The 25,009-nt window shown below is 31.6% G+C and carries 23 protein-coding genes; all 23 read right to left on the minus strand.

Annotated features, from left to right (window positions below; genetic code table 11):
- Positions 1–76 precede the first annotated feature (76 nt).
- Positions 77–229 (minus strand): hypothetical protein, encoded by a 153-nt coding sequence (locus KQI85_RS03845; protein WP_216574773.1) that lies wholly within the window; start codon positions 227–229, stop codon positions 77–79.
- 167 nt (positions 230–396) lie between these two features.
- Entirely contained in the window at positions 397–2,304 is a 1,908-nt protein-coding gene (locus KQI85_RS03850) for an asparagine synthetase B family protein (RefSeq protein WP_216574774.1), read from the minus strand.
- Positions 2,305–2,482: 178 nt separating this feature from the next.
- The gene (locus KQI85_RS03855) at positions 2,483–3,481 is read right to left on the minus strand and encodes a glycosyltransferase (protein WP_216574775.1); all 999 of its coding nucleotides are present in this window, start codon (positions 3,479–3,481) and stop codon (positions 2,483–2,485) included.
- 128 nt (positions 3,482–3,609) lie between these two features.
- Entirely contained in the window at positions 3,610–5,715 is a 2,106-nt protein-coding gene (locus KQI85_RS03860) for a transglutaminase domain-containing protein (RefSeq protein ID WP_216574776.1), read from the minus strand.
- Positions 5,716–6,298: 583 nt separating this feature from the next.
- Positions 6,299–7,450, minus strand: coding sequence for a hypothetical protein (locus KQI85_RS03865; RefSeq protein WP_216574777.1), 1,152 nt, complete (start codon positions 7,448–7,450; stop codon positions 6,299–6,301).
- A gap of 55 nt (positions 7,451–7,505) precedes the next feature.
- A complete protein-coding gene (locus KQI85_RS03870) occupies positions 7,506–8,381 on the minus strand; it encodes a beta-1,6-N-acetylglucosaminyltransferase (RefSeq protein ID WP_216574778.1) in 876 nt (291 codons plus the stop codon).
- A 63-nt stretch (positions 8,382–8,444) separates the two neighbouring features.
- Complete coding sequence (locus tag KQI85_RS03875) at positions 8,445–9,437, minus strand: glycosyltransferase (protein ID WP_216574779.1); 993 nt, start codon at positions 9,435–9,437, stop codon at positions 8,445–8,447.
- A 75-nt stretch (positions 9,438–9,512) separates the two neighbouring features.
- Positions 9,513–10,202 (minus strand): DapH/DapD/GlmU-related protein, encoded by a 690-nt coding sequence (locus KQI85_RS03880; RefSeq protein ID WP_216574780.1) that lies wholly within the window; start codon positions 10,200–10,202, stop codon positions 9,513–9,515.
- Positions 10,203–10,308: 106 nt separating this feature from the next.
- Positions 10,309–11,325 carry a glycosyltransferase gene (locus tag KQI85_RS03885; protein WP_216574781.1) on the minus strand — a complete coding sequence of 339 codons (1,017 nt, stop codon included), beginning with the start codon at positions 11,323–11,325 and terminating at the stop codon, positions 10,309–10,311.
- An 11-nt stretch (positions 11,326–11,336) separates the two neighbouring features.
- Positions 11,337–12,476, minus strand: a complete 1,140-nt coding sequence (locus KQI85_RS03890; RefSeq protein ID WP_216574782.1) for a Coenzyme F420 hydrogenase/dehydrogenase, beta subunit C-terminal domain — start codon at positions 12,474–12,476, stop codon at positions 11,337–11,339.
- A 2-nt stretch (positions 12,477–12,478) separates the two neighbouring features.
- A complete protein-coding gene (locus KQI85_RS03895) occupies positions 12,479–13,600 on the minus strand; it encodes a polysaccharide pyruvyl transferase family protein (protein ID WP_216574783.1) in 1,122 nt (373 codons plus the stop codon).
- A 19-nt stretch (positions 13,601–13,619) separates the two neighbouring features.
- Entirely contained in the window at positions 13,620–14,561 is a 942-nt protein-coding gene (locus KQI85_RS03900) for a glycosyltransferase (protein WP_216574784.1), read from the minus strand.
- Between the two features lie 30 nt (positions 14,562–14,591).
- Positions 14,592–16,136, minus strand: coding sequence for an MATE family efflux transporter (locus tag KQI85_RS03905; protein WP_216574785.1), 1,545 nt, complete (start codon positions 16,134–16,136; stop codon positions 14,592–14,594).
- Between the two features lie 99 nt (positions 16,137–16,235).
- On the minus strand, positions 16,236–17,219 hold the full coding sequence (locus KQI85_RS03910; RefSeq protein WP_216574786.1) for a glycosyltransferase: 984 nt from the start codon (positions 17,217–17,219) through the stop codon (positions 16,236–16,238).
- Positions 17,207–18,169: a beta-1,6-N-acetylglucosaminyltransferase gene (locus KQI85_RS03915; RefSeq protein WP_216574787.1), complete on the minus strand. Its 963-nt coding sequence runs from the start codon at positions 18,167–18,169 to the stop codon at positions 17,207–17,209. The genes KQI85_RS03910 and KQI85_RS03915 overlap by 13 nt, the downstream gene beginning before the upstream one ends.
- A gap of 6 nt (positions 18,170–18,175) precedes the next feature.
- The gene (locus KQI85_RS03920) at positions 18,176–19,267 is read right to left on the minus strand and encodes a glycosyltransferase family 2 protein (protein ID WP_216574788.1); all 1,092 of its coding nucleotides are present in this window, start codon (positions 19,265–19,267) and stop codon (positions 18,176–18,178) included.
- 145 nt (positions 19,268–19,412) lie between these two features.
- Complete coding sequence (locus KQI85_RS03925; protein ID WP_216574789.1) at positions 19,413–20,420, minus strand: glycosyltransferase family 2 protein; 1,008 nt, start codon at positions 20,418–20,420, stop codon at positions 19,413–19,415.
- Between the two features lie 17 nt (positions 20,421–20,437).
- Positions 20,438–21,427 carry a glycosyltransferase gene (locus KQI85_RS03930; RefSeq protein WP_216574790.1) on the minus strand — a complete coding sequence of 330 codons (990 nt, stop codon included), beginning with the start codon at positions 21,425–21,427 and terminating at the stop codon, positions 20,438–20,440.
- A gap of 18 nt (positions 21,428–21,445) precedes the next feature.
- Positions 21,446–21,928 (minus strand): PssE/Cps14G family polysaccharide biosynthesis glycosyltransferase, encoded by a 483-nt coding sequence (gene pssE / locus KQI85_RS03935; RefSeq protein ID WP_216574791.1) that lies wholly within the window; start codon positions 21,926–21,928, stop codon positions 21,446–21,448.
- Positions 21,929–21,940: 12 nt separating this feature from the next.
- Complete coding sequence (pssD, locus tag KQI85_RS03940) at positions 21,941–22,402, minus strand: PssD/Cps14F family polysaccharide biosynthesis glycosyltransferase (protein ID WP_216574792.1); 462 nt, start codon at positions 22,400–22,402, stop codon at positions 21,941–21,943.
- Positions 22,403–22,554: 152 nt separating this feature from the next.
- On the minus strand, positions 22,555–23,226 hold the full coding sequence (locus tag KQI85_RS03945; RefSeq protein ID WP_216574793.1) for a Wzz/FepE/Etk N-terminal domain-containing protein: 672 nt from the start codon (positions 23,224–23,226) through the stop codon (positions 22,555–22,557).
- A 62-nt stretch (positions 23,227–23,288) separates the two neighbouring features.
- Entirely contained in the window at positions 23,289–24,203 is a 915-nt protein-coding gene (locus tag KQI85_RS03950; protein WP_216574794.1) for a hypothetical protein, read from the minus strand.
- A gap of 38 nt (positions 24,204–24,241) precedes the next feature.
- Positions 24,242–25,000 carry a CpsD/CapB family tyrosine-protein kinase gene (locus KQI85_RS03955; protein WP_216574795.1) on the minus strand — a complete coding sequence of 253 codons (759 nt, stop codon included), beginning with the start codon at positions 24,998–25,000 and terminating at the stop codon, positions 24,242–24,244.
- Between the last annotated feature and the right edge of the window lie 9 nt (positions 25,001–25,009).

A 25,009-nucleotide genomic window follows, 5' to 3' on the forward strand; every position in this document is an offset into this window, starting at 1 on the left:
TTATCACTTATTTCTGCTAATTACTTATATAAAAAAAGAGCCATGCAAAACTGCATGACTCCTAGGAACATCAAAATTATTTATCTGATGTCTTACCATCACCTGGTCTGTACCATAATCCGTTGATCTGTACCCATACATCATCGAAGTTATCGTTTGGTCTAAGACCGTTAGCTGTTGTGTTGATGTTTAATTCTTCCATTGAAGGAACTTCCCATGTTTTTTTCATTGTAAATTACCTCTTTTCCTGTTTTAGTACCTAAGTACTCTGTTAGTATAGATTCTAATTTACATAAGATCAACATTTCTTGCAGTTTTGTAATTTTTCGCTATAATTTTTTCATTTTTTATGCCGATAATAACTTTTATAGTATTCTCCGCCTTACATTATTCTTCTTATAATGTTCTTCTTATATTATTCACATATTCTATAACACTTAATGTATATATGTGCCTTACTATGTCATATTCTCTTATATCATTGAGTGTCTGTATGTTCTCTAATTCAGATATTGCTTTGGCACAGTCTACGAATTCATTATTCATATTAGCTCTGTATATCTCTAGCCATTCCTTAATTATCCTGTCTGATTCTCTGACACATCTCTCTTTAAGATCTGCACTTTGTTTTCCTTTTTGTGTTGACTTTATAACTTTCGGTGGCATTATATCTCTCATATATACACTTGCAAGTCTTCTATCTTCGCCATTCTTAACATATTGCGATATTGGGAGGCTTACACAGAATTCTACTACTCGCTTATCTCTTGTAGGATCTCTTAACAATACACCTGTTGCAAGAGAGTGTTTCATTCCAGTTTCACCAATCTGTCTGAATGCTTTATAATCTATCATAGATTTTCTATACTCATCCATATTAACAAATGATTTTTCCATATTATATGTCATCTGTCCAAGTCGCTTGCATGAACCATATTTTCTAACTGCTTCTATTCTTACATAAGAATGTCCAAGCATGTCTTCTGATTCATTAAGCACTATTTCTTTTTTATTATCTTTTATTATCTGCTTTAATGCATATTTTCTACTATATCCAAATGTCGACTGGAATGCTGTAAGTTCTTTTAATAACTTAATATATCTGTGTTCCTTATATAACTGATTCATATATAATGTCAAATCACCAAATGATATTGTTGTATTACCAAATGAGCCATTAAGTACAACTCTTGAACCATTACTGTATGCCTGACGCATAGACTCGCATATCCACAAAAGATTCTGTACTGACTTATATGGCATCTCCATCTTGCGTAGTTCATCACTTCTGTAATCCCATGCATTCATTCCCGGCATATCGACAAATGTAGTATCAATATTGCCAAAATACTTCGCTGTTGATTTAACATATTCTGTCTCATCATTAATATTATATCCGCCATCATTGCTCTTTAGACCTTTTTCAGGAACCGATGTATATGAATGTATTCTTCTTCCTTGTTCTTTTAGATATGGTGCTGCAACTGATACAACTGCTGTTGAGTCAAGTCCACCACTTAACATAACAGATATCTCATCTTCACTTCTTATCATACATTTTACAGCATCTGTGAATATATCAAGGAATTCTCTCTTATATTCTTCATCTGTCTTATAATCTTTTACTTTTATATTCTTACCAGGATTCCAGTAAGTCTTTTTATCTATTGATTTCTTAGTAAATGTAACTACCTGTGCAGGTGCAATTCGAAATACATTACTGATAGGTGTATTCTCTGTCTCACATACCATATACAAGTGATCCATTGATAAGAAATCTGTAAGCCATTCTCCATTAATATCGCTCTTAGTCTCTGTATCTCTAAGTGGTTCTATAAGTGATGAATAGTATAATCTGCTGCCATCTCTTTTATAATATACAACTCTCTCTCCTGTACAGTCTATTGCGACATCTGCCTGTCCATTCTTACTGTCATAATATACGAATGCATAAGCTCCACGCATCATATCAAGCGAATCTTTACCATATCGCTTATACATCTCATAGAGTAATCTTCCATCTGTAATTGACTTATCACTTATTGACAACTTTGTCATAAGTTCTTCCCTGTTATCAATTACAACATCTGCATCAAAGTATACTCCATCTTCTATTATTGGTAACGTCTCATTCTTAGCTTCAGGTGTAAAATACTGAATTCCACATCCCATATATACATTATCCTGACAGCTTTCTTCATATCTATCTATTATACATCTGTCGAATGATTTTCTCATTCTATGCCCTTCATCTTCTGTAATAATCTTCTTGTCAAAATCAATTATTCCCCATATTGCTGACATTCTTATTCCTCTTTCTTAACTTTATTACATTTTATACTTAATTGCTCTCATATAGATATATTTACATATAAATAGAGCAATCTAGCTGCGCTACATTCTGTTTCTAATCTCTATATAGACATTCGGTATGTGCTATATTATATTCTTAATTATTATCATCTTATATAAGAGATATATTCTATCGATGTAACTTATTATCTATCTTATTCATATAATAATATAGATAAGGTGAACTAAAAGACTTCATTATAAGATTAAAATCTCTCTTTGGCATATCGCTTTTCTTAGCAATAACTGCTGGTTTTGCTTCACTCTTAACTCTTCTCATCTCTGTAGCAAGAAGTTCTCTTGCTGCTTTGTCTCTCTTATATACTCTGCAAAAACTGTCAAGAAGCAACATATAATATATCTCCATACATCTGGTATATGTCTTCTCATCAAGATATTTTTTAACCATATCAAGCTGTATTCTGTACATATATACAAAATCATCTGCACTCTTTACATTCATAGGAAGATGTGAGGCACTCTTTTGTCTATATATATAGTTGTAATATGCATGACTTACGAACACACCTGTTTTACATCTTGATAGTACCTGACAGCTCATATCTTTGTCTTCATATATTCTTCCTTTTATGAATCTTAATCCGTCAAATATATGTCTCTTATATATCTTATTCCATACTGCAGGTGATGGCATACATCCTTTTGTAGGTCTTATATATTCAGCAAACATCTCCTTATCTTTGAATACTGTTACTGAATCATCTGTATATTCCTGTATATCATCTCCATTAATGGCACGATAAGCACAGCTTACTATATCTGCATCATATTCTCTCATAAGCTTCATAAGTTCTTCATACATGTTATCATCTATATAATCATCACTGTCAACGAATGTAATTATCTCGCCTGTTGCTACATCAAGTGCTGCATTTCTCGCATCTGATGCTCCACTATTAGCTTTATGTATAACTCTTATTCTTGAATCATCCTGTGCTAATCTGTCACATAACTTATCACTTCCATCTGTAGAGCCATCGTCTACAAGAAATATCTCAAGATTCTTATATGTCTGACTTGTTACTGAACTTACACATTTTTCAAGATATTCTTTTGTATTATAGACCGGTATTATAACCGATATCTTTTCATCCACATTACTGCCCATTAATACAACCTCTCCTTTATAACTATTCATTATATCTTAGCACAGGTATTTAATAAAAGATATAGTAAAAAAGTATCGGTTAGTACTACTTTTAAGTAATACTTTCCGATACTTTTTATCATTTTTTGCTATTTAACTGTTTTTGTGTAAGTTGTATCTCCGATTTTGTATGTCAAAAGACCATTTTTTACAGATACAATTGTTACTTTCTTATTAATAGCACTTCCGTCTATTACAGTTGTCATCTCACTGCCATCTATAAGTGCACACTTAATTGAATTAGTGTTGACATCTCTATAGTACCAGTAACGATTACTATAATACATAGCACCTTTTACATCATGAACAAACCAATTAGTATATGCTGTTGATGTTGACTTCTCACTTACCATTGATGAGTACCAGCTATGGTGAGGTTTAGGTGTTGCAGATGATGATGTGAATTCACTGTCATTACGTATGAACCATGTATGAATTGTCTCATATCCATCTCTGTTGTCATCCCATGTTGAATCTGCATGATACCACTGTCCATTAAGTTTTATATATGTCCACGCATGATTCATTGGTGTACTTGACTGTACTGCTGACTCTATTCCTGCTTCATGAAGAAGTACTCTGTATGCGGCATCATATCCACTACATACTGCATATCCATCACCTAATGCACTTCCTGAATAATATGTCCTGTCTCCTACCATCTTATAATATACATGTGTGTCAATATAATCATGTAAATATAATGCTTTTTCAAGATCTGACATTCTAGGATCAATTCCTGCCATTGCATTGGCAACATTAGCTTTTACTCTTTCATATCTTGCCTTAAATTCTGCATCTGCTCCATATATGTATATCTGCTGTATCTTACCATTGGAATCTTTTACAACTGATAAGAATGACATATAATATGAATGTGCCGCAAGATAACATTCGTTATTAACAAGATCTGTCCATATTGCATCATACTGCTGGAACTTGAAATTGTATTTTGATACATCATGTTTAGTCATATCGCCTGTAAGAATCATCTGTTTCATAATCGCTCTTACTTCGGCTACATCTTTGTCTGTGCTATTTGATGTTGTTGCTTTTTCTGTTGTAGGTTCTTCTGTTGTTGTCTCAGGTTCAGTAGCCTTAGTGGTTACTTCCTCTGTTGTCTGCTCCTGCTTCTTAGTAGTAGGCTCTTCTGTTGTAGCCTCCTGTTTCTTAGTAGTAGGCTCTTCTGTTGTAACTTCCTGCTTCTTAGTAGTAGGTTCTTCTGCTGGTTTTCTCTGAGTAGTAGGCTCTTCTGCTGTAGGTTTCTCTGTTTCTCTCTCAGCTTTAGTCTCTTCAGTAGTCTCACCTGATGGTTCTGTCTCAGTTTCAGTCTTTACGACTTCACCGTCTATATGCCAGCCATCTGCTTCTTTTTTACATACATACCATACAACTGTTTCATCTTCATCTAAGTATTTATCCATCTGAGGTTCTACTGCTATATTAGCACTTACTTTAGCATCATCATTATCAATCTTAACTTTTTGATATATCTTACCATCACCAACTTTAGTATATTTAGATGCTGATTCTGACTTAGTTGTCTTAGGTCTTTGATATCCTTCTTTTAATATTGCAAAATGTGCTGTTGTAACTGCTTTGTTAGCTACAGTTGTTGTCTCTGCTTTAGTTGTAGCTTCTGTAGCTTTTTCAGTAGCTCTCTGTGTTGTTGTCTCTTCTGTTGTTTTTTCTGTTACTTTTTCAGTAACTTTCTCTGTTGTTGTCTCTTCTGTGGCTTTTTCAGTTGTTGTTTCTTCCGTAACTACCTCAGTTTCAGCTTCTGTTGTCTCCTCTTGTGTAGTTTCCTCTGTAACTTTAACTATTTCACCATCAACATGCCATCCGTCTGATTCTTTTTTACACACATACCATACGACTTTTTCATCATCGCCTATAAGCTGTGATACGTCTGGCTCAATTACAATGTTCTGTGCAACGCCTTCATCATTTTCACTGATATTAATAGCTTTTGCTATTGTACCAGTTCCGGCTTTTTGATATTTAGCCTGCTTTTGTGATGTTACACCAAGAGGTCTTTCATTTCCTGGTTTTAATACATAGAACACTGCTTCTACAGGTGTGGTGCTTCCCGTATCACCAAATACCTGATTGGATGGTATCAGGCTTATAAGTACCGATACCACTAAGATAAATGAACATATCTCTTTTAATAATTTCTTCACTCTTACTGTCATATTGAACTCCTTTCAAATATCAAACCTTTTTTGCATTTGTTTTAAGCCTCTTATTTTTCCTGAGGTTAAATATGATTTTTTAAGTAAAGAACACCTAAAAAATATCCCCCTGAATGTATGAATGTACTATGTAAGCATTCTTTTTCCTACTGTCATTCATATATTCATTCTTTTTAATACCCATAATAACGTCCATATTAATTATTATATTGCCCTTAACATAGTAACCTGGGACTATTAATCATAACAATTCTTCTCCCACATCTTATGCAGAAAGCTGTAATTCACTACAAGCTGTTATATCATCCGTTACTATTCATTGTTCTGCATAAAAAAAGTTCACTAATGACATCTCATCAGTGAACTCTAATCCCTTATTAATTACTTATACAGCATCTATAAACTATCTGTACACTCCCCGGACAGTCGGCTATAAATACTATAATTAAAACTGCTATAATTAATGAGTCTGTAAAATGTCAAACTATATGTCCTTATATTATGTCTAGCATCTGCCAGCAACTATGTCTCTTATATATTACATAATTGTTACATGTTTGTAAAGTGTTTTTTACGCACTTTATCATTTTTGCAACATTTTTTTAATAAACTCTACGGTTTCCTTGTCTGTTAGTTTCCTGCCATATAGCATATCATCTAGTTTGGATACTATCTGTTCATATTTAGTTTCGTAATCATCCGGTATATTTTTTAAAGTCAAAGTTGTTACAATTCCTTTTTTCTGTGTAATATCATAATCAAAACTGTCAAAAATATAATATGCCGGATAACCTTCATTATCATTGATATCTTCAATTATATCCTTAAGTTCATTATAATTAAGCTTATATTGTTCTATATCAACTGTAGAATCATCTCCATTAATCAGCATTTCGTAATATATATCTGCAAAATCTCTGTTAATTTCATCATTTTTAACAACTTCACCATCTATATGCCAACCATCGGCTTCTTTCTTACATACATACCATATAACATTTTCATCATCATCTATATATCCTGTAATATCTGGCAAACTCGCAATGTTCTTTTCTACAAGTCTGTCATTATTCTCTATAAGTTTTGCTTCATATATCTTGCCATCACCAACCTTGGTATATTTCTTCTGTGCCTCTGATTTAGTCACATCAGGTCGTGTATACCCATCATTAAGTATTGCAAAATGTACTGTTGTAAGCTTTGTAATATCAATCTCTGTTGTAGGTTCCTGCGAAGCAGTTGTTGCTTCTATCGTTGTCTCATTCTCTGTTGTAACTTCCTGTGTCGTAGGCTCCTGTGTTGTAGTCTCTTCAGGCATACTGCTTTTCTTAACTATCTCACCATCTACATGCCAGCCGTCGGCTTCTTTTTTACATACATACCATACAACTGTTTCACCTTCTTCAAGGTATTGTGAGACATCTGGCACTTTAGCTATATTAGCAAGAACTGCTACATCATCATTATCTATCTTCTCTGCTTTATATATCTTTCCATCGCCAACTTTTGTATATTTTTTCTGTGCTTCTGATTTGGTCTCAACAGGTCTTACATATCCTCTGTTAAGTATTGCAAAATGTGCTATAACAGTCTCAGTTACAAGTGTATCACCACTTTGTTCTTCAAGATCTGCTGCTGATGTTCTCATATGGTTAAGCCCATTTAATAATAATGCTGCTATTATCAGGATAACGACTATTAGTCCAATCCCTGAACTTTTCTTTTCTTCTGGCATAAAAATACCCCCTTCACATTGGTTTCATAAAGGGAGTATCGGAATATTTTAGTTTTTACAAAAGTGATTTTTCAAACTTTGAATATAGACTGTCATATAACTCATGATTATTCTCATTATATACTATCTTTCTTGCAAAGTAGCAATCACTTTCCCTTATCTGCTTAAGATCATTAATATCTAATTTTCTTGGTCCTGTTGAGTGTTCATTCTCCCATATTGTAAGACGTTTCTTGTCCCATATTACTGTATCTCTAAACTGTTTAGATTCAAGTAATGTATTAGAAAATAGGAACTCTTCTGCTATCTCACAATATTTTAATACTTTAATATCTCCATTATTTCTTACTGTATTAACTGTATATTCTGCAGCTTCTCTAGTAAGCGAACACCATACAAGTCCTTTGTAATTAAATACTCTTTTTCTCTTAATCGGAAGATGATACTGTATATGTCTTAAACATTTATCTAGCAATATTACTGACTTATGTCTGCTTCTTCTATTTAATATATGCATAAAATGAAATATTTTATATCTTTTTTGCATAACAGGCATATCTGATATATCAGTAACTTCAAGATAATTATATTTCTTCCCATCTTTTTCAAAGAAATTATAATACTCGCTGTAATCTTTTGTAGGAAAATCATCTCCACTTATTATATGAAAATATGTATTATCTTTATTCTTAAGTGCTTCTTCAATCAATTCTATTATCGCCATCATATGAAGATAACTTCCCCATAGAATCTTATATTTTGATATGACATATACATTGTCTATCTCATTAAGCTTTGCTATCTTTTGTTCATCAAATTCTTTTGAATTCGCATCTATATGCACATAGCAATTAAATCCTTTTGAATATAGCTTAAGATTTCTCTCAAGCTTTGAATAATCGTGATATGCTGTTATTATTAATGCCTGCATGATATAATCCACCTTTATACATTCTTATCTTAACTATAATACATAGCTAAAAGATATTGTAATCTATTTTATTTTATTAACAAGATACTTTATAAACACATATAGGCTTATTCCTATATTATGTGTAAGTAACCTACATACAATTCGTCTTTTTTTATCAACCGTTCTTAATTTTGATACATAATGCAGATTGTTCTTTATAGTCTTATCCATAAGCAGATTATGAGCCTCTGCATTGGATACTCTATATGGACGTCTGCCATGCAACATTATATTAATCATAGCTATCGTCTCTGAAGCTACTTCTTCACATAATGCTTTCTTATCAATTCTATTATTATCTGCAAATTTCTTTCTATGTCTAAAACCTTTTACAAAATCACTAATCTTACTGTCACTTATACTTGTTCTTGAACTACCCATTACACTGTCAATCACTATTCTATATTTGTATACAGAATTATCTGTATAATAGTAATTATTAATATGAGTTATATAATCACCTACAAATGCCCTATCTTCACCAATGTGTATTGTTGTATCAAAATGTATCTTATATTGTAGTATTATATCTTTTTTGAACAACTTGCCCCAGCATGTATTAAGATCTGTATAGCTTAAAAAATATTCTTTGATATCTTTGAGTGTTATAAGTTTTTTCTCAATCTTCATGTAATCATATAATTCGTCATTCTCACTAATTGTCTCATAGTCTCCAAATACAAAATCATATTTTTTCTCTTTAAGTGGCATTATAAGCCGCTTAAACATCTCATTATCAAATATATCATCTGCATCTGCAAACATTATATATTCTCCTTTTGCAGCTTTCAGTCCTACATTTCTTGAATATGACACACCTGAATTATTCTGATGAATGCATACAAGATTCTTATGTTTTTCCTGATAACTGTCTAATATCTCTTTTGTCTTATCCCTGCTACCATCATTTACAACAATAACTTCTATCTCTTCTTCTATTGTAAATATGCTGTCAAGACATCTTGTTAAATATCTCTGTGCATTATATGCCGGAATAATAACTGTTACTAACATACTATCTTATCCTTTCCAAACAGTATATTATTTACTGCCATTTCTTATTTTTATCTCTTTTGTAATTAATATAATCTATATAGTTTTTTCTCTTCGCCATGTTATATTATTCTTAATCTGCTTTGCCGGTATACCTGTAATAATGGAATGTGGCTCATCAAATCTCTTAGTCACTATACTGCCATAACCTATGATACATCCGTCAGGTATATCTGCTCCTTTTAGAATCGATGCTCTCGCACCAATCCATACATCATCGCCGATAATAACCGGTTTATCATAATTAATCTTGTTGCCATCCATATCGCATATATCATGACCGTCTGTGTCAATTATCTCGACATTCCAGCCTATCTGAGCATTCTTTCCTATATGAACACCTTTTGTCACATTGATTACGACATTGCTATTACTAAAAAAGCCATCGTCAATCCGTAACACAGCATCCTTATATACTGTAACTTCTGCTGTAGCTGCAAAATCTGCACGTCCAGTAAATACTATCTTGCCATTATCTTCAAACATAAGCACAGATTGTTTTTTTGCTCTCTTTCCAAAAGAACCCTGTTCCATGCCAAACTGAATCATACCTTTGTATATATTGTCTGTATCTATCTCTATACAGCCTTTATATAACCCTTTAATCTTTGTTCCGGGCATAATCCTTAATGGACACTTTTTAGCAATGTCTTTTGCAAAAATCTTTTTATTGATTCTTATTGAATATAACCATATATATGCATTTTTTAATTTTTCAATTAACATATCTTCGCCTCTTCAAACCTATCTTTGGAATCAAAAAACTATTTGCAGTTTTATATTTTTCCAACATCTTATAACTATATACTAATATACACTATAAATCAATACATTATTTACAATATATATTCCTATGTTTTTTGCTAAAATGCTCTATATATATATCCGTACATATAAGGAACATTATATAACTCTTTATCTCTCCCTTATTCAAAAAATGGTAATTCTTTTTTGCTATCAGCTCATATGCAAATCTTTTCTTCTTTCTTTCTAGAAGCTTTTTGATTGCTTTTCTTTCTTCACCACTTTTAAATATCTCATTCTTGCAATATGAGTCAACAAGTAATGATTTCCATTCAAACAGAGCACTTTTTACTGCTTTTTTTTCATTTTTCTCTAAAAAGTAGTAAAACTTGTTCTCATAAGCATTTATCTTATATCCTATTTTTAGAGTAATATCATTACCTGTTATACTATTCTCTCTCTGCACATAATAGTACATCTTATCTTCACAGGTCACTATTTTCTTACAATTATACAATATCTTATAGTATATCTGCTCATCTTCATATACTTCGCCTGTCTTAAATCTATACTCTTCCCATATCTGTTTTGAATATAGCTTGTTCCAGACAACTGTAAACCTTATCTTAGATGGAAATATGCATAATAATTTTTCTTCTCTGCTTTTATATATTTTTATATCACTATTATTCACTTCCATCTCATCTACAATAGTCGCATCTCCTAATGTATAATCATCTGCTTCCATATAACCGCACATTGATATATCTGCATTCTTATCAAGAGCATTATACATAAGTATCTCATACATCCTGTTATGTATATAGTCATCTGAATCCACAAATGCTATATAATCTCCATTTGCTATATCAATTCCACAATTTCGCGCATCTGATAATCCACCATTTTTCTTATGTATCACTTTTATTCTGTCATCTTTTTTCTGTAAATCGTTACATATATTGCCACTATTATCTGTTGAGCCATCATCAATAAGTATAATTTCAAGATTCTTGTATGTCTGATTTATTATACTATTAACACACTTTGTAACATACTTTTCTACATTATACACAGGTACAATAACACTGATTAATGGTTCCATAGATAAAAACCTCATTTCTTTATAACTTTCTTCACTGCTTTTGCAATCTTTGAATCTTTGGCTTTTTTAATCGCAATAGCTGTACTAACGCCTGACTTCCTAACCGCCTTTTCAAATCCCACCTTCTCATAATTCTTTACAAAAGTTTCTCTATATCTTCCTGGAACTGCCGGATTGTTAAGCTGATTATTATATCTATACGCTATATCTATATCCCACTTCTCCATATATATATACTTATCAAGCATACTTATGAGTTTCTTACCTTTTTCTGTATTTATTATTATACTAGAGATCTTACCATCATACTGTTCTTTTAGGTCTTCTCTGTTAATTCCCCAAAAGTCACCGATTGTAATATCTGATATTCTCTCATGTCTTGCATAATTACAATTATAACAATTATCTCGGTTTATTGATGAATTCTGAAATGTCATAAAATATTCATCCATATCACTTCTCATACTATATATAAGCTTTTCATCTGAATATACACACAGATGGTAATCATTCTCACCTCGAAATGTTACATTAGTAATCTTAGCATCTGCACATTTGGCTTTTATATGCTCTTTAAGATATGTAATTGGTGGTGTTCCATGACATATAATATCTATAGTTATAAGATTATCATACTTTTTACCAAGATAATGATTAAGTCCATCTATCTGACAGGGCGTTGCTATAAATAGCACAAGCCGTCCCTGTCTTAAGAACTCTTTTACCTTCTTATATGAATATCCAATATATGCCTGAACATATTTTGAACTTTTAAATCGCTCAAGTTGTTCAGGCGTATCAGCATAATCAAATATAAGCTTGGCATCATCATCAAAATATGTACCAATTACTACTCCATCATTATCTATTACATATCTTGATATAGCCGTTCCTATACCGCCTGATGCACAATTCTTTCTGTCATTCTCATTCTTAGTCCATGCAGCATAACATTCATCTGTTATATGATATTCAGATTCGTTAAGTACAGGACATGCTTTCGTACATGCTCCACAGTAGATACATTTATTAGCATCTACTGTAGGAATTGTCTTGCCAAGTCTGTCATGCGTAACTGATATTGCTCCTTTTGGGCATGCATTCATACATGCAAAACAACCAAGACAATCTTCTTTCTTACATAATTCCATTTCTATTCTCCAATCGCTTTCTTCAGATAATTAAGACTATTTTCTCGTTCTCTTTTTATCTGCTCGTTGATTGATTTGTAATCTATTTTATTAAAGATAACATCGTCAATTTTTCTTCCATTTACTACTTGGTCCTCAACGCCAAAGCGTCTTAACAGGTCAAAAAGTTTTTCATTATTACCATATACTTTTCCATTGCCTTTTCTTAAAAGTACTGCAAACTGTCGGTTGAATTTGATTGAAAATACACTTCCATGGAATGTATCTGTAATAACAAAATCTGCATTTTTTATATACCATAATACTTCAAATGGATCTGCTGCAACATATCCTTTTAAGTACCTTTGTGGTCCACACAGACATACTATTTTTTTATTATGTTTCTTTGCAAAACGACTTATCTCCCTACATTCACTTTTTTTCAGACGACACTGATATGCATATACCACAATATAGTCTTTTTGTGGTGCTTTTTTAGGTATCTCATTCTCATAATCATATAAGAATACCGGATCGACATGATATTCTGGTGTCTTGCCTGTAAGTTCTTGTATTATACTGACTGAATTCTTATCACGTACTGATATATCTGAAAAATCATTAAAATATCTTGTAAGTTCTTCTCTTTTACCATGTCTGTCAATCTCATTAATTGTTGTATTACCAAATGAACCGGCGTAACTTATAACTCTTTTTGCATTTCTATGAGCTCCAAACAGTTCAGGCGAAAAACCTACATCAGGGTTAGACTGAACGCAGTTAAATACTTCATCACTTCCTATAACTATTACATCTTCTTTTGTATTGTATTTTTTCTCAGATGTAACTCCTATCATAGGAAGATATTTTCCTACATATCGCTCCTCGCATCTTCCCATATTATTCCAATATTCATTCATAACTTTTTTTGAATTAATATAAGGTGGAATAAGCTTTCCTATTGCTTCTTTTATATCAAGTTTTGAATTACCACTAACATTCTCTGTAATAAGTGGTTCTCCTGTATGATAATCTACAAATTCCGTTTCATCTCCAAGCATCTCTATATTTTTTTTAAGACTATATGCCTGCATAAACGAACCATAATTGAACACTCGCTGCATTGATATTATTCCAACTTTCATATACTTCTAGCCTCTTTCTTTAATTTTTGTTCTTCAAAATGTATACTCTTGGTATCATTTTTGCAACTGTTATCTTTACCTTATTTTTCTTTGTTATATTACTTTTCATAATCTTACTGTAATATCTTATCATGTAGTGGTTTATTCGCCTTAATCGCTGATCATATCTTTGTGCATAATCAAATGCATTAAGATAATAGTGACTGATTTTCTCTAAACATCTTTCCATAAGCTGTGGATGTTTTTCTTTAAAATATTCATATTGTTCTATCCAGCACAATAATATATCTTCACGCTTTTTATCATCATGTGTATTAGTTATTGAATCTGGATTTATGCAATATCCATATAATTCAGCATCCACATAAGCTATACGTTCAGCTCTTTCAAACAACTTGTACATAATTGCAATATCCTCGTAATATCTTCCGGGAATAAATCTTATCCCATTAAATATAGCTGTTTTAAAAATCTTATTCCAAACATAATGTGTATATTCATTTTTTGTAAGTTTTTCAATAGCATTCTCTTTATCTAAGACAGTATATTCTATAATGTCATCACAAAAATCTATCTGTTCCATCTTGCTTATTCGCTTAAATCTACACTCTGCTATATTGCATTTTGTATCTTCTATTGTCTTTAACAATACTTCTACGAATCTTTCTGACACAACATCATCTGAATCCATAAACATAATATACTTTGTCTTTACTTTTGATATTCCATAATTTCTTGCTTTTGAAACGCCTGCCTCTTTTATTGAATAACATTCTAAGTTATCATACATATCTGCATATTCTTTACATATTGAAAATGAATTATCAGTAGAACCATCATCTACTATGATCACTTTATAATTCTTTACAGTCTGTTTAACTATACTATCAAGGCATCGTCTTATATATTTTTCACTGTTGTATACAGGAATAACTATACTCACAATATATCTATTATTCATGAAATACCTCCCCATAATACTATGTTATTTTCATCTAACGGTTTTTTTCTTTAATTTTTTTCTTATCATGTTTTTTACCATGATACGTTCATTTTTACCAAGTACAATCATGTAATTAACTGCATATCCTATGATTCCACATCCTGCTGCAACTACAATTAACATTCCCCATGAATTGACTGGAACATTTCTCTGTATTGTAAAATAGATAGCAAGAATAATTACTGATGATACTGTTCCTCTTAACATTGGTGGATAGAATGTATACCAGCTCTTCTTTAGTATCTTTGCTGAATATATTGGTATAAAGAAAAATACTCTAAGGAACATAAGTGCTGCTGTTGCTATCTCAATTGCATATACACCAAGGTCTGTTGTCTCTAACAATACTAATTCAAATATGATATTAAGTATACTTGTTATAAAAGATACAAGTACAGGTATCTTTACTTTCTTGGTTATACTATTTACTGTACTAAGTGGATATATATATACCTCAAATATTGTATGGAACAATATTAAAAATGACAAAATGTTAATTGTCTTTACTTCTTCACCAGTAAGTGATGGTATCCATAGTCTATAAAAATCTGTTCCAAATGCAATGAATCCAAGTATTGGAATTGAACATATAAATCCACATACTTTTATTGATGATTTAACATCTTTTTCAAATAAATCCATATCTCCTGTTGCGTATGATTTGGTAAGCTGTGGTGAAAATGCATTACTAATCATTGATATTAGATTTAGCATCTGAATTGGTACTGTCTGTGCATATGATATGTATCCCATTGCCATTGAACTTATAAACTTATTACTGATTATAAGATCAAGTCCACTTACAAGTATGTTTGTAAGCTGATTAACTGTATTCCATATACCAACACTTAATAATTTTTTCATTGACTCAAAGTCAAATTTTTTTCTGCTAAACTTAATCTCCGGAACAAGGCTCTTCATATACTGTTTATTAGTTATAAGAAGAAATACTGCACATACAAATGCTGCAAAACCTATATACCATACTTTTGGAGCCATGAATCCAAACATTCCAACAAGAATTATTGCTTTTATTACATTACTCTCAAAGTTTCTCTTTGCTGCAAGTTCAAGTCTATTCTTAATGAATGTTGATATTCCCCATGGGCCGAATGCAAGATTAATTAAGAATGTTATAAATATGAACATCCATAATCCTTTTATATCCGACATTGAGCTCGCTGGAACGTTGAGAATCTTATCCATATAGAATGATATAAGCATCATTGGAATAAACAATACTATGGCCACTATCACATCTGCCATAAATACAGATGAATAATATTTATTAGCTTCATCAAACTTTCCTTTATGATATTCTGTTGCAACGAATATACCAAGCATATTATTAAATGCAACTGTAAATACAGATATATAACTTGTTACCTGATATGCCATTCCAACAAATCCATATACATCTTTACCACATTTTCCTGATATATATGGGGTAAGTACAAAACTTACACCAAGGCTTACAATGAACGAAAATATCTGTGCTATTATATTAATTGTTGTTCTTTTTCCATTTCCCATTATTAGTAGTCTCCTATTATCATGCTTTTATATGTTTTCTTTCAATCAGTGAACTATGCACTAAGCTAAAGTTTCGGTGTTTCTTACTTCAAAATTCAACTATCCTCTAATACAGTTCCATATTAGATAGTATAGTTTAAAACTCATTCCAAAGAGAAAACTTTCAACCTTTGCTCCTGCCCCCAGTGTGCACTTATTCTTGTTCTCTCTATAATGTTTTAAATAGAATTGCCTACTCTTTTCTATCTCAACATCATCACTCGCATGGGCTTCTTTCATCCACTTATTAATTCTTGCAGTCATGTGAATATACTGCTTCATAGCTTTTTTCCAAAGTTCCCATTCGTTCTTCTCTTCGTAAAAACATATTCTGTGTTCATACGCCTGTAATAGATTAAATTTCTTAATATTAAATGCTGAACCCATAATACCAGAATCCCTGCGAAGGTAATAATATAACGGAACGTCTACAAATGCAATATTTTTGGCATTATATAGATATTTAAATGTTGTAAACTCATCCTCATGTATATATCCTTTAGGATATATAATATCTCCCATCACTTCCCTCTTATATAGCTTATTCCATGCTACTGTAAATGCTATTCTAAGATCAGTTCTGTCATAATATACATTCTGTGCCTCTATATTAGTCATAACCTTTGTTGTATACTCTTTTTGTGGTTCTACTATTGTTGAAGGCATATCACCTTCTGCCACTTCCTCAAGATTAGATATTACTATATCAGCATTTGTCTTATTCATTGTATCTATAAGAATCTTATACATATTCTCATTAATATAATCATCTGAATCTACAAAGCCAATAAGCTCTCCATGTGCTCTTTCTAATCCATAATTTCTTGCATCAGATAGTCCTCCATTTTCTTTATGAAGTACAACTATTCTATTATCTTTTTTAGCATACTCTTCGCATATATCACCTGATGAATCCGGTGAACCGTCATCAACAAGTATTATCTCTATATTCTTATATGTCTGAGCTATAAGACTTTCTATACACTTACCAATGTAGTCTTCAACCTTATAAACCGGCACAATTACACTTATCAATTTTTCCATAATCCCTCTCCATCCTTCGTATCAGTTTTTGTTGCCGCATCAATCATATCCATAAGTTCATCTGATATACCAGTTTTTACTTTTCTTATAAAGAGTTCTTCTCTGGTTATAAGTTTCTCATAGTCTTTTTTTTCAAATACTGTCACTGCTTTAGGAAATTCAAAGTAATGTATATTACGCCAATTAACAAGCCATCTCTTCTCCGGTTCATCATGCTTAATACATCTTAATCTAAACTTGTCATTACTATGCACAATTGTATGAAAATACTCTTCATCAGGAAACTGTACATGCATCATTTTTTTGTTGAACTTTTTATGAGTATCATAAAATTTTGCAAAATACTCTGCACACTCTCTTGTAACTGCCCATTGTGCTGCTCCATAATGCATATATAGCACATCGCCTGAATCTTTTACAATTCCATTAAATCCAATAGTTGATATACTTTTCACAAGATTAATTGCATTATGAAACATTCTATTCAATTTACTATGCTTTTTTAGATAATATTCTTTATCTCTACTATTATACAGTCTGTATTTTCTGGCATAGTGCCAATCTTTCGTGCATGCTATCTTACATCCTCTTATATATTCTATATCAGGATTCTTAGCAAAAAACTGTTCTATATATTCATTAGACTTGATTGGATAATCAAGATTTTGAAGCAATATGAAATAGTCATATTTTTTGGCACTTTTAAGTGCTTCATTTATAAGTTCCATTGTTGCCAAAATTGCATTATATCCACCCCAATACACTTTATGTCTGTTTTTTACAAAGTGTACCTGCTTATTGTCACTAAGTTTCTCCTTAAATGGAGTAATATCTGCTTTGGCATCAACGTGTATATACATATCAAAGTCCGGATGTGCTGTAAGTCTATCTGCTACTCTTTTAACAACATCACTATCACAATGACATAAGTTTAAGAATGCAATCCTCATAATTCATTAACTCCTTTTAAATTTGTAACCTGCAATATTAAGAACTGTTGTTGCAAGGAATAGTATAAAATACATCTTGCCTTTTAAGAACCAGAATGGTATCACATTAACAGAGAATTTTGCATCTACCTTATAATCTGATATCATCTTCTCTACTCCAGGAAGTTTTATATATTTTAAGAATTCTCTGTAACGCTTAAAATATCCATATTCCTTATTAGGTGCTGATAGCAAAAATGCAAGTTCTATACATGACATTATAACTGTTCCTGCCCATTCTTTTGTAACATCTATATTGAACCTTCCATCAATCTTGCTAGTAAGTTCTTTTCTGGCTGTAAGGAGTCTAATCTTTCCTTCAAGTTTTTGAAGAGGCTTTTTCTCATATACAAAGATTGTCGATGTCGTTCTTGTTACAAGATAATAATAACATTTCTTCTCAACATATACACTTTCTGCATAACTTAAATATTCTGATACAAACATTGTATCTTCACCAACTCTAAGGTTCTTATTGAATTTAAGTCCGTTGTCTTTAATAACTGATACTTTTGTCATAACATGCCATAATGCGGGATTTTCAACATATAGTGCCCTGTCTTTATGATTAAGCCAATCATTAATAGCATGATCTGATATTCCTATGAACTTTGGAAAAAGTTCACTCATTATCTCATTGCCTATATAATGTCTTTTCTCGAATATTGGTGGGCATGTCTCTTTGATCTTACCATCTTCAAATCTATGATAACCATATATAACAGTATCATATTCTCCTCTTTCAACAATTTTTGCAAGATCTGCAAGGCAATATGGCTCAACAAAGTCATCCCCATCAAAGAATAGAAAATATTCTCCTGTTGCAAGTTCCATACCTGTATTACGAGCTATTGATACACCTTCATTTTCTTTATGAATTACAGTAATTCTTGAGTCCTTTTTCTTATATTCATCAAGCACTCTGCCTGTGTTATCTGTTGATCCGTCATTAACTACTATTATCTCATAATCACTATATGTCTGACTAAGTATACTGTCTAGGCACTTACCAATATAGTCTTCTATGTTATATGCCGGAATAACTATACTAAATTTCATACATTTTCCTTTCCTACAGTCAGTCTTACTACTACTATATTTTCATAATCCATATAATAGATAATAATATAACATTCCTGCAATGTTCATTTACTTTTAACAATTTTTCATTCCCATTAGTTTTCCAATAATTACTCTATATTATCTAATTCTTAGTTCTTCTTGCATAAGCTGCTTTAAATCTAAAATATGCTATAAGCATTGTAACATTACCTGATTTTATAAGTGAATACTCTATTTTCTTATATAGTTCCTTAATCTCACTTTTTGATAATTCATTTACAATACTCTCTACAACACTACTTCTTACTGCTCTTGTATACATCTTACGCAGTTCTTTTTTATCTTCAACACTTTTTGCGAATTCAAAGAATATGTTAGTTATTACACTAAGATAATATCTGTTCATCTTCGGTATAAGTTCCATATTACCATTCTCTTTTATCGCATTCTTGTTATATTCAAGAAGTATTCCTGTATAATCAATTCTTCTGTCAATATCATATCTTCTCATTGCACTCTCACTATGCTGTCTGTAGAATAATATTGATTCATTAGATAATAGTACATTCTTACAATATTTATAGTAATCTGCTACAAATATATAATCTTCGCCTATTGGAAGATCTGTTCTGAATGTTATATTATTATCTATTATCTTCTCTCTTAAGAATAATTTGCCCCAACAAGTGTTAAGATCAGATGATGTATATAGAATCTCATCTATCTTGCTCTTCTGATTCGTTACTTGTTCTTCTATATTATACTCATACAGATCAGTTGTCATATCTTCAAAAAGTGAAGAATATGACATTGCTACAAAATCATACTTATTACATTTTATATATTTGTCAATATATTCAAATGCATCTTCTGTAAAGTAATCATCTGCATCAAGAAACATCACATATCTTCCTGTTGCATGTAAGAGGCCGGCATTCCTTGCTGAAGACACACCGCCATTATTCTTATTAATTATCTTGATTCTATTGTCTTTGCGGCTATACTCTTCACATATTGTAAGTGATGAATCACTACTTCCGTCATTTACAAGAATAACTTCGCAGTCATACTTTTTATTTATTACTGAATCGAGACATTCCCTTATATACTTTTCAGCATTATATACGGGAATTATTATACTTAATTCCATAGTCAGCTGCCACTCCTTTAATATTTTTTGCCTGAAAACATTCCCTTTATTCTAAATAATAGTGGGAATATAGCACTATATATTCTATATGTAAAATCATTAACTGTTCTCATAAACATTGCCTGATGGCTCTTTGTCTTCTTAAGTGTCTCATTCTTGCTATAATCCGGAAAAGTTGTCTTTAGTAATTCATAATTCTTAGCTAATGCCATTTTTCTGTCTTTTTTATCAGGTATTCTTGCTATTCTTGAAAAAGAACTACATAAAAGAATTCTTGTAAATAAGAACTCAAGTGCATCTTCATATTCATCATAGAATCCATTTTTCTTATAGAATTCAACTATGTCATTAAGAATATCTAATATCTGTAGTGTCTTTAATGATGATTTATTATTAATTGAACTTCCTCTTTGAACATAGTGTATTGGTGCCGGCTCAACATAAGAATATCTGTTAATAAAAGGAACCAGTTTTACAAAGAAATTAACATCTTCATAAATAAGTCCCTTTGGAAATAAAACCTTACTATTAATAAGCCATTCTCTTTTGTATATTTTATTCCATACGACACTTCTTCCAAACATTATCATCTCTTTTTTGTCGTATATCTCTTTACCAATCTCTATATCTTCGCTATCTGAATATGTATGTCTGAGATTACACTCAACTATATCTGAATCATCTTCTTTGGCTTTTTTATAAAGCACTTCAAACATATCATATTCCATGAAATCGTCCGAATCTATGAATCCTATATATTCTCCTGTTGCATAAGGTATTCCATAGTTTCTTGCATCAGACAGTCCTCCATTTTGTTTTACAAGACTAATCACGTTATCATACTGCTTAGCATATCTGTCTATTATCTGTTGTGAATTATCTGTTGCCCCATCATTAACAACTATTATCTCTATGTCTTTTAATGTCTGATTAACAAGACCATTAAGACATTTATCAAGATAAGGCTCTACATTGTAAACTGGAACAATTACACTTACTTTCACCATCATCTTCCTCCATATAATTTATTGCTGACTCTTTAAAAAGTCATTAACAATCTTTATTATCTTTTCTTTTTGAGATACATATTTTTCAAATCTGTAACTATATGCTTTCTCTATAAGCTCGCTCAGATTATCATTTTCTTTGCATGCAAGCACATACCGTTTCTTAGCAAAAGCTTCTGCTATCTCAATCTGATGATCATCAACATGTTCTTTATATTTTGCAAGTCGTGGATATACAATTACCGGTTTGTTAAGATTAATAGCTGTAATTATCGTTCCGACTCCACTATGTGTAATGATCAGGCCGGCATCTTTTATACATCTGTCAAATTCTTCTTTATCAATAAACTGCTTATAATTATAATTAACGGGAATATAGTCTGAATTACCAATCTGAGCAAATACTTCATCTTTTATTATTCCTTTTTCTATATATTCATCAATAAGCTTAAGCAATCTGTTTAATTGAAATTTTTGTGTTCCAAGCGTAACAAATATCATTACTCAATCCTCCTAAAAAATTCCGCCACCATATATAGCATTTGGAAAAAACTGTTTAAGTTCTTCCCACTGTATTATGAATATATCTGCAACTTTATACATTAACTTACCTGTAAGTGAAGGTGAATCAACTCTTGCGAATGATTCAATGTATATTATCTTTTTTTTAGCAAACTTACCAAGTAAACATATTGGATATGTTGCAAGTGCACCTGTTGATATTATACAATCAGGCTTTTCCTTAATCAGAATATGTAAGGATCTTGCAAAAAGTCCAATAAATTTGAATAGGAATAATGGCTCTTTTCTATTAATCTGAGATACATATATTGTCTTATCACAAAAATTAATCTCATTGAATCCACCTTTTTCTGTTAAAAGGAAGGAATCATACTGTGATGCTATATCTTTAAGTCTGGATATTTCTTCTAAGTGTCCACCTGATGAAGCCGCAAAACAAATTTTCTTAATCATAACATCTTCCTCACTATTTTTTCTTTTTTATAAATTTTCCTTTTTATAAATTTTCCCTTTTATAATTCTTATCTTTTTATAATTTTTACCTTTTTATAACAGTACATCGCAAATATATAATCTGCGATGTACTGTCCTTAATCTACGTTTTGTTATTTATCTGAATCAGGAATAATTCCTATAATTATATCTGCATCATCCTTGCCTATGCATTGTGCAATTGACTTAACATTATTAGAAAATAACTCTTTGCACATTATTGCTGCACATATTACAAAACATGCTGCCAAAGCATATATTATTCTCGTCTTTGTTAATGAATTACTTGCATATCTGTAACATCCTTCTGCCTTATCAAGAAGCTGGATAGAATCACTTCCTGTAATTGAACTAATCTCTATTACAAATGCTTCTGCTACTGCATTAGCTACTTCAATTGCAATATCCGGATCATTAGTATCTGCATATATCTTCATAATATATGAACTTGAACTGAATCCTGTACTTATCATATACTGAATCATTGATGCATTGATTGATGAATTACCAATTATCGCTTCTGCTCTCTGACATACTTTTTTACTAGTAACAACATCTGAATAATTAATCATTGCATATACATCTGCATCTGCATCTCGTTGTGATGAATATGTTGCACAATATACAGTTGCTGTAGCTCTATATGTCTCTTCATTAGTCTTATTCGATGTAAGAAGTAAGCCAAGCAGTGCTCCAAGCAGTGTAACTGCTACTATAAGAAGCTTGTTCTTCCATAATGCAATAAATGCAATTTTTATATCCTCAAATTGAATTTCCTCATTCATTGTTATCTTTTCTTCCCTTCATTCTTTTTAATTCTTGCTTAATCGCATATATGTATCACTGACTATCTCTTTTGTTTCTTTACAATTACAATAATAAATGCACCAACAATTATAATAGCTGCAATGACTACAATCTGCCACATCTCAATACCATTTGCTGAGTTATTCACAACATTATTATTCTGTTCTGTAGACTGAAGCTGTGATTTTGTTACCTCTACTGCTGATGGATCTGTAACCACTTCAAACTGCTGCCCTTTGCTGTCCTCGTATGTATATGTAATTGTAACATTATGTGTTCCAGCTTCATTAAATTCAATATATGCTTCCTGCTGTTTCTTACTATTAGCTCCCATTGTTCCGATATCTGAGACAACATTGTCCATACCATCGCCTGTGATTGTCATCTTAACATTATATAGTTCATCAATACCTGTATTCTCAAGTGTTGCATTAACTCGTGCTTTAGTACCTGTTATTGCATTAATTGGTATTGAATATGACTGAATAACAAGCACACTGTCCTGTTTAACCGGAATCTGAAGTACTGTCTGGTTAACTCCCTGTCCTACAAGGTCATCATAATATGAGATATTCATTGTCAAGTCAATTGAAGCTACATCTATCTCAGATGCTGAATTAAACTTAACAGTTACAGGAATCTCCTCACCTGGTGCCATCTGCTCAATATACATCTGATCAGATGTTGTATATACTGGATAGATTGTCTCTGAATTGCTTGTACATGTTACAAGTACACTTGTTACTTCATTAGTTGCACTTGTATTCTTAAGTGTATATGTCAGGTCAAAAGTAGAGCCTGCTGTTATTCCATCTGATGATACATTGTATGATGACACAATAACTCTTGGAAGTGACTGCGCAGCTTCTATCTTCTCCGGTTTGTTATAGCCAAACATTACAACTGCACACACTACTATAGAAGCTAAAAAAATAAAAACTTTGTTATTCTTCATGTTTTTGTTACTTTCCTTTCTCTTAATTCCGTTCTTTTTTATATTTCATTTTGAGTTTTATTCTTATTCTGTTTTTTCTTCTTTTCAAGATTCTTTTCATATTTTTTGGACATATTCTTGCTTCTGAAATAATCATAGTCTTTTATTACCTTCTTATACTGTGATAATTCAACTTTATTAATGATAATTCCATAGAATTTGTCCTCATATTTTGCCATCTTACGCTTTGCATCTCTAAGCTGTGGCTTAGTTGTCTGATTAAGTGCTGTCATAAGTACTATGCCATCAACATATGGCACTAGAATATCAGCATCTGATACAATATTAATTGATGGCAGATCAAGTATTACATAATCATATTCATCTTTAAATTGTTTTATAAGTTCTTCCATCTCTGATGAACACAAAAGTCTTACCGCACTTCCTGACATCTTGCCGCCAGGTATGAATTGCATGTTATCATAATTAGTATCATATATTATATCATCTTTAGCCGCATTACCACTAAGATAATCTGAAAGACCTGTTTCATTATCCTGATTAAACCTTTTGTATTCGTTCTTTTTTCTTAAGTCACAATCTATTAGTAAAGTCTTCCATCCTGACTGTGAAAGTGCTATTGCAAGATTAATAACTGTAGCAGTTGTTCCGGTTGCAGCACTACATCCAGTAAAAAGAACCGTATTTTTACCATATAGTTTCTTTCGCTGATGAATCTCAACAACAATTCTGTCAATTGCATCATCAATAAGAAGACTTTCGCTTCTGTAGAATTCAATTACTTTTTTCTTCTTCATTACCCTCTA

Origin of the sequence: Falcatimonas sp. MSJ-15 (assembly GCF_018918265.1) — a bacterium.
In the GTDB taxonomy this organism is placed as follows: Bacteria; Bacillota; Clostridia; order Lachnospirales; family Lachnospiraceae; genus Falcatimonas.

Bases quoted from the DNA above. Each gene is read 5' to 3' on its own strand.
- pssE (WP_216574791.1), bottom strand. From the start codon at position 21,928: ATGATATTTGTTACGCTTGGAACACAAAAATTTCAATTAAACAGATTG.
- KQI85_RS03900 (WP_216574784.1), bottom strand. From the start codon at position 14,561: ATGAATAATAGATATATTGTGAGTATAGTTATTCCTGTATACAACAGT.
- KQI85_RS03945 (WP_216574793.1), bottom strand. From the start codon at position 23,226: ATGAATGAGGAAATTCAATTTGAGGATATAAAAATTGCATTTATTGCA.
- KQI85_RS03910 (WP_216574786.1), bottom strand. From the start codon at position 17,219: ATGGAAAAATTGATAAGTGTAATTGTGCCGGTTTATAAGGTTGAAGAC.
- KQI85_RS03920 (WP_216574788.1), bottom strand. From the start codon at position 19,267: ATGAAATTTAGTATAGTTATTCCGGCATATAACATAGAAGACTATATT.
- KQI85_RS03930 (WP_216574790.1), bottom strand. From the start codon at position 21,427: ATGGTGAAAGTAAGTGTAATTGTTCCAGTTTACAATGTAGAGCCTTAT.
- pssD (WP_216574792.1), bottom strand. From the start codon at position 22,402: ATGATTAAGAAAATTTGTTTTGCGGCTTCATCAGGTGGACACTTAGAA.
- KQI85_RS03865 (WP_216574777.1), bottom strand. From the start codon at position 7,450: ATGCCAGAAGAAAAGAAAAGTTCAGGGATTGGACTAATAGTCGTTATC.
- KQI85_RS03875 (WP_216574779.1), bottom strand. From the start codon at position 9,437: ATGTTAGTAACAGTTATTATTCCGGCATATAATGCACAGAGATATTTA.
- KQI85_RS03850 (WP_216574774.1), bottom strand. From the start codon at position 2,304: ATGTCAGCAATATGGGGAATAATTGATTTTGACAAGAAGATTATTACA.
- KQI85_RS03890 (WP_216574782.1), bottom strand. From the start codon at position 12,476: ATGGAATTATGTAAGAAAGAAGATTGTCTTGGTTGTTTTGCATGTATG.
- KQI85_RS03860 (WP_216574776.1), bottom strand. From the start codon at position 5,715: ATGACAGTAAGAGTGAAGAAATTATTAAAAGAGATATGTTCATTTATC.
- KQI85_RS03870 (WP_216574778.1), bottom strand. From the start codon at position 8,381: ATGCAGGCATTAATAATAACAGCATATCACGATTATTCAAAGCTTGAG.
- KQI85_RS03855 (WP_216574775.1), bottom strand. From the start codon at position 3,481: ATGGGCAGTAATGTGGATGAAAAGATATCGGTTATAATACCGGTCTAT.
- KQI85_RS03925 (WP_216574789.1), bottom strand. From the start codon at position 20,420: ATGGAATTAAGTATAATAATTCCCGTATATAATGCTGAAAAGTATATA.
- KQI85_RS03915 (WP_216574787.1), bottom strand. From the start codon at position 18,169: ATGAGGATTGCATTCTTAAACTTATGTCATTGTGATAGTGATGTTGTT.
- KQI85_RS03895 (WP_216574783.1), bottom strand. From the start codon at position 13,600: ATGAAAGTTGGAATAATATCAATGCAGCGAGTGTTCAATTATGGTTCG.
- KQI85_RS03885 (WP_216574781.1), bottom strand. From the start codon at position 11,325: ATGGAACCATTAATCAGTGTTATTGTACCTGTGTATAATGTAGAAAAG.
- KQI85_RS03955 (WP_216574795.1), bottom strand. From the start codon at position 25,000: ATGAAGAAGAAAAAAGTAATTGAATTCTACAGAAGCGAAAGTCTTCTT.
- KQI85_RS03845 (WP_216574773.1), bottom strand. From the start codon at position 229: ATGAAAAAAACATGGGAAGTTCCTTCAATGGAAGAATTAAACATCAAC.
- KQI85_RS03905 (WP_216574785.1), bottom strand. From the start codon at position 16,136: ATGGGAAATGGAAAAAGAACAACAATTAATATAATAGCACAGATATTT.
- KQI85_RS03880 (WP_216574780.1), bottom strand. From the start codon at position 10,202: ATGTTAATTGAAAAATTAAAAAATGCATATATATGGTTATATTCAATA.
- KQI85_RS03950 (WP_216574794.1), bottom strand. From the start codon at position 24,203: ATGAAGAATAACAAAGTTTTTATTTTTTTAGCTTCTATAGTAGTGTGT.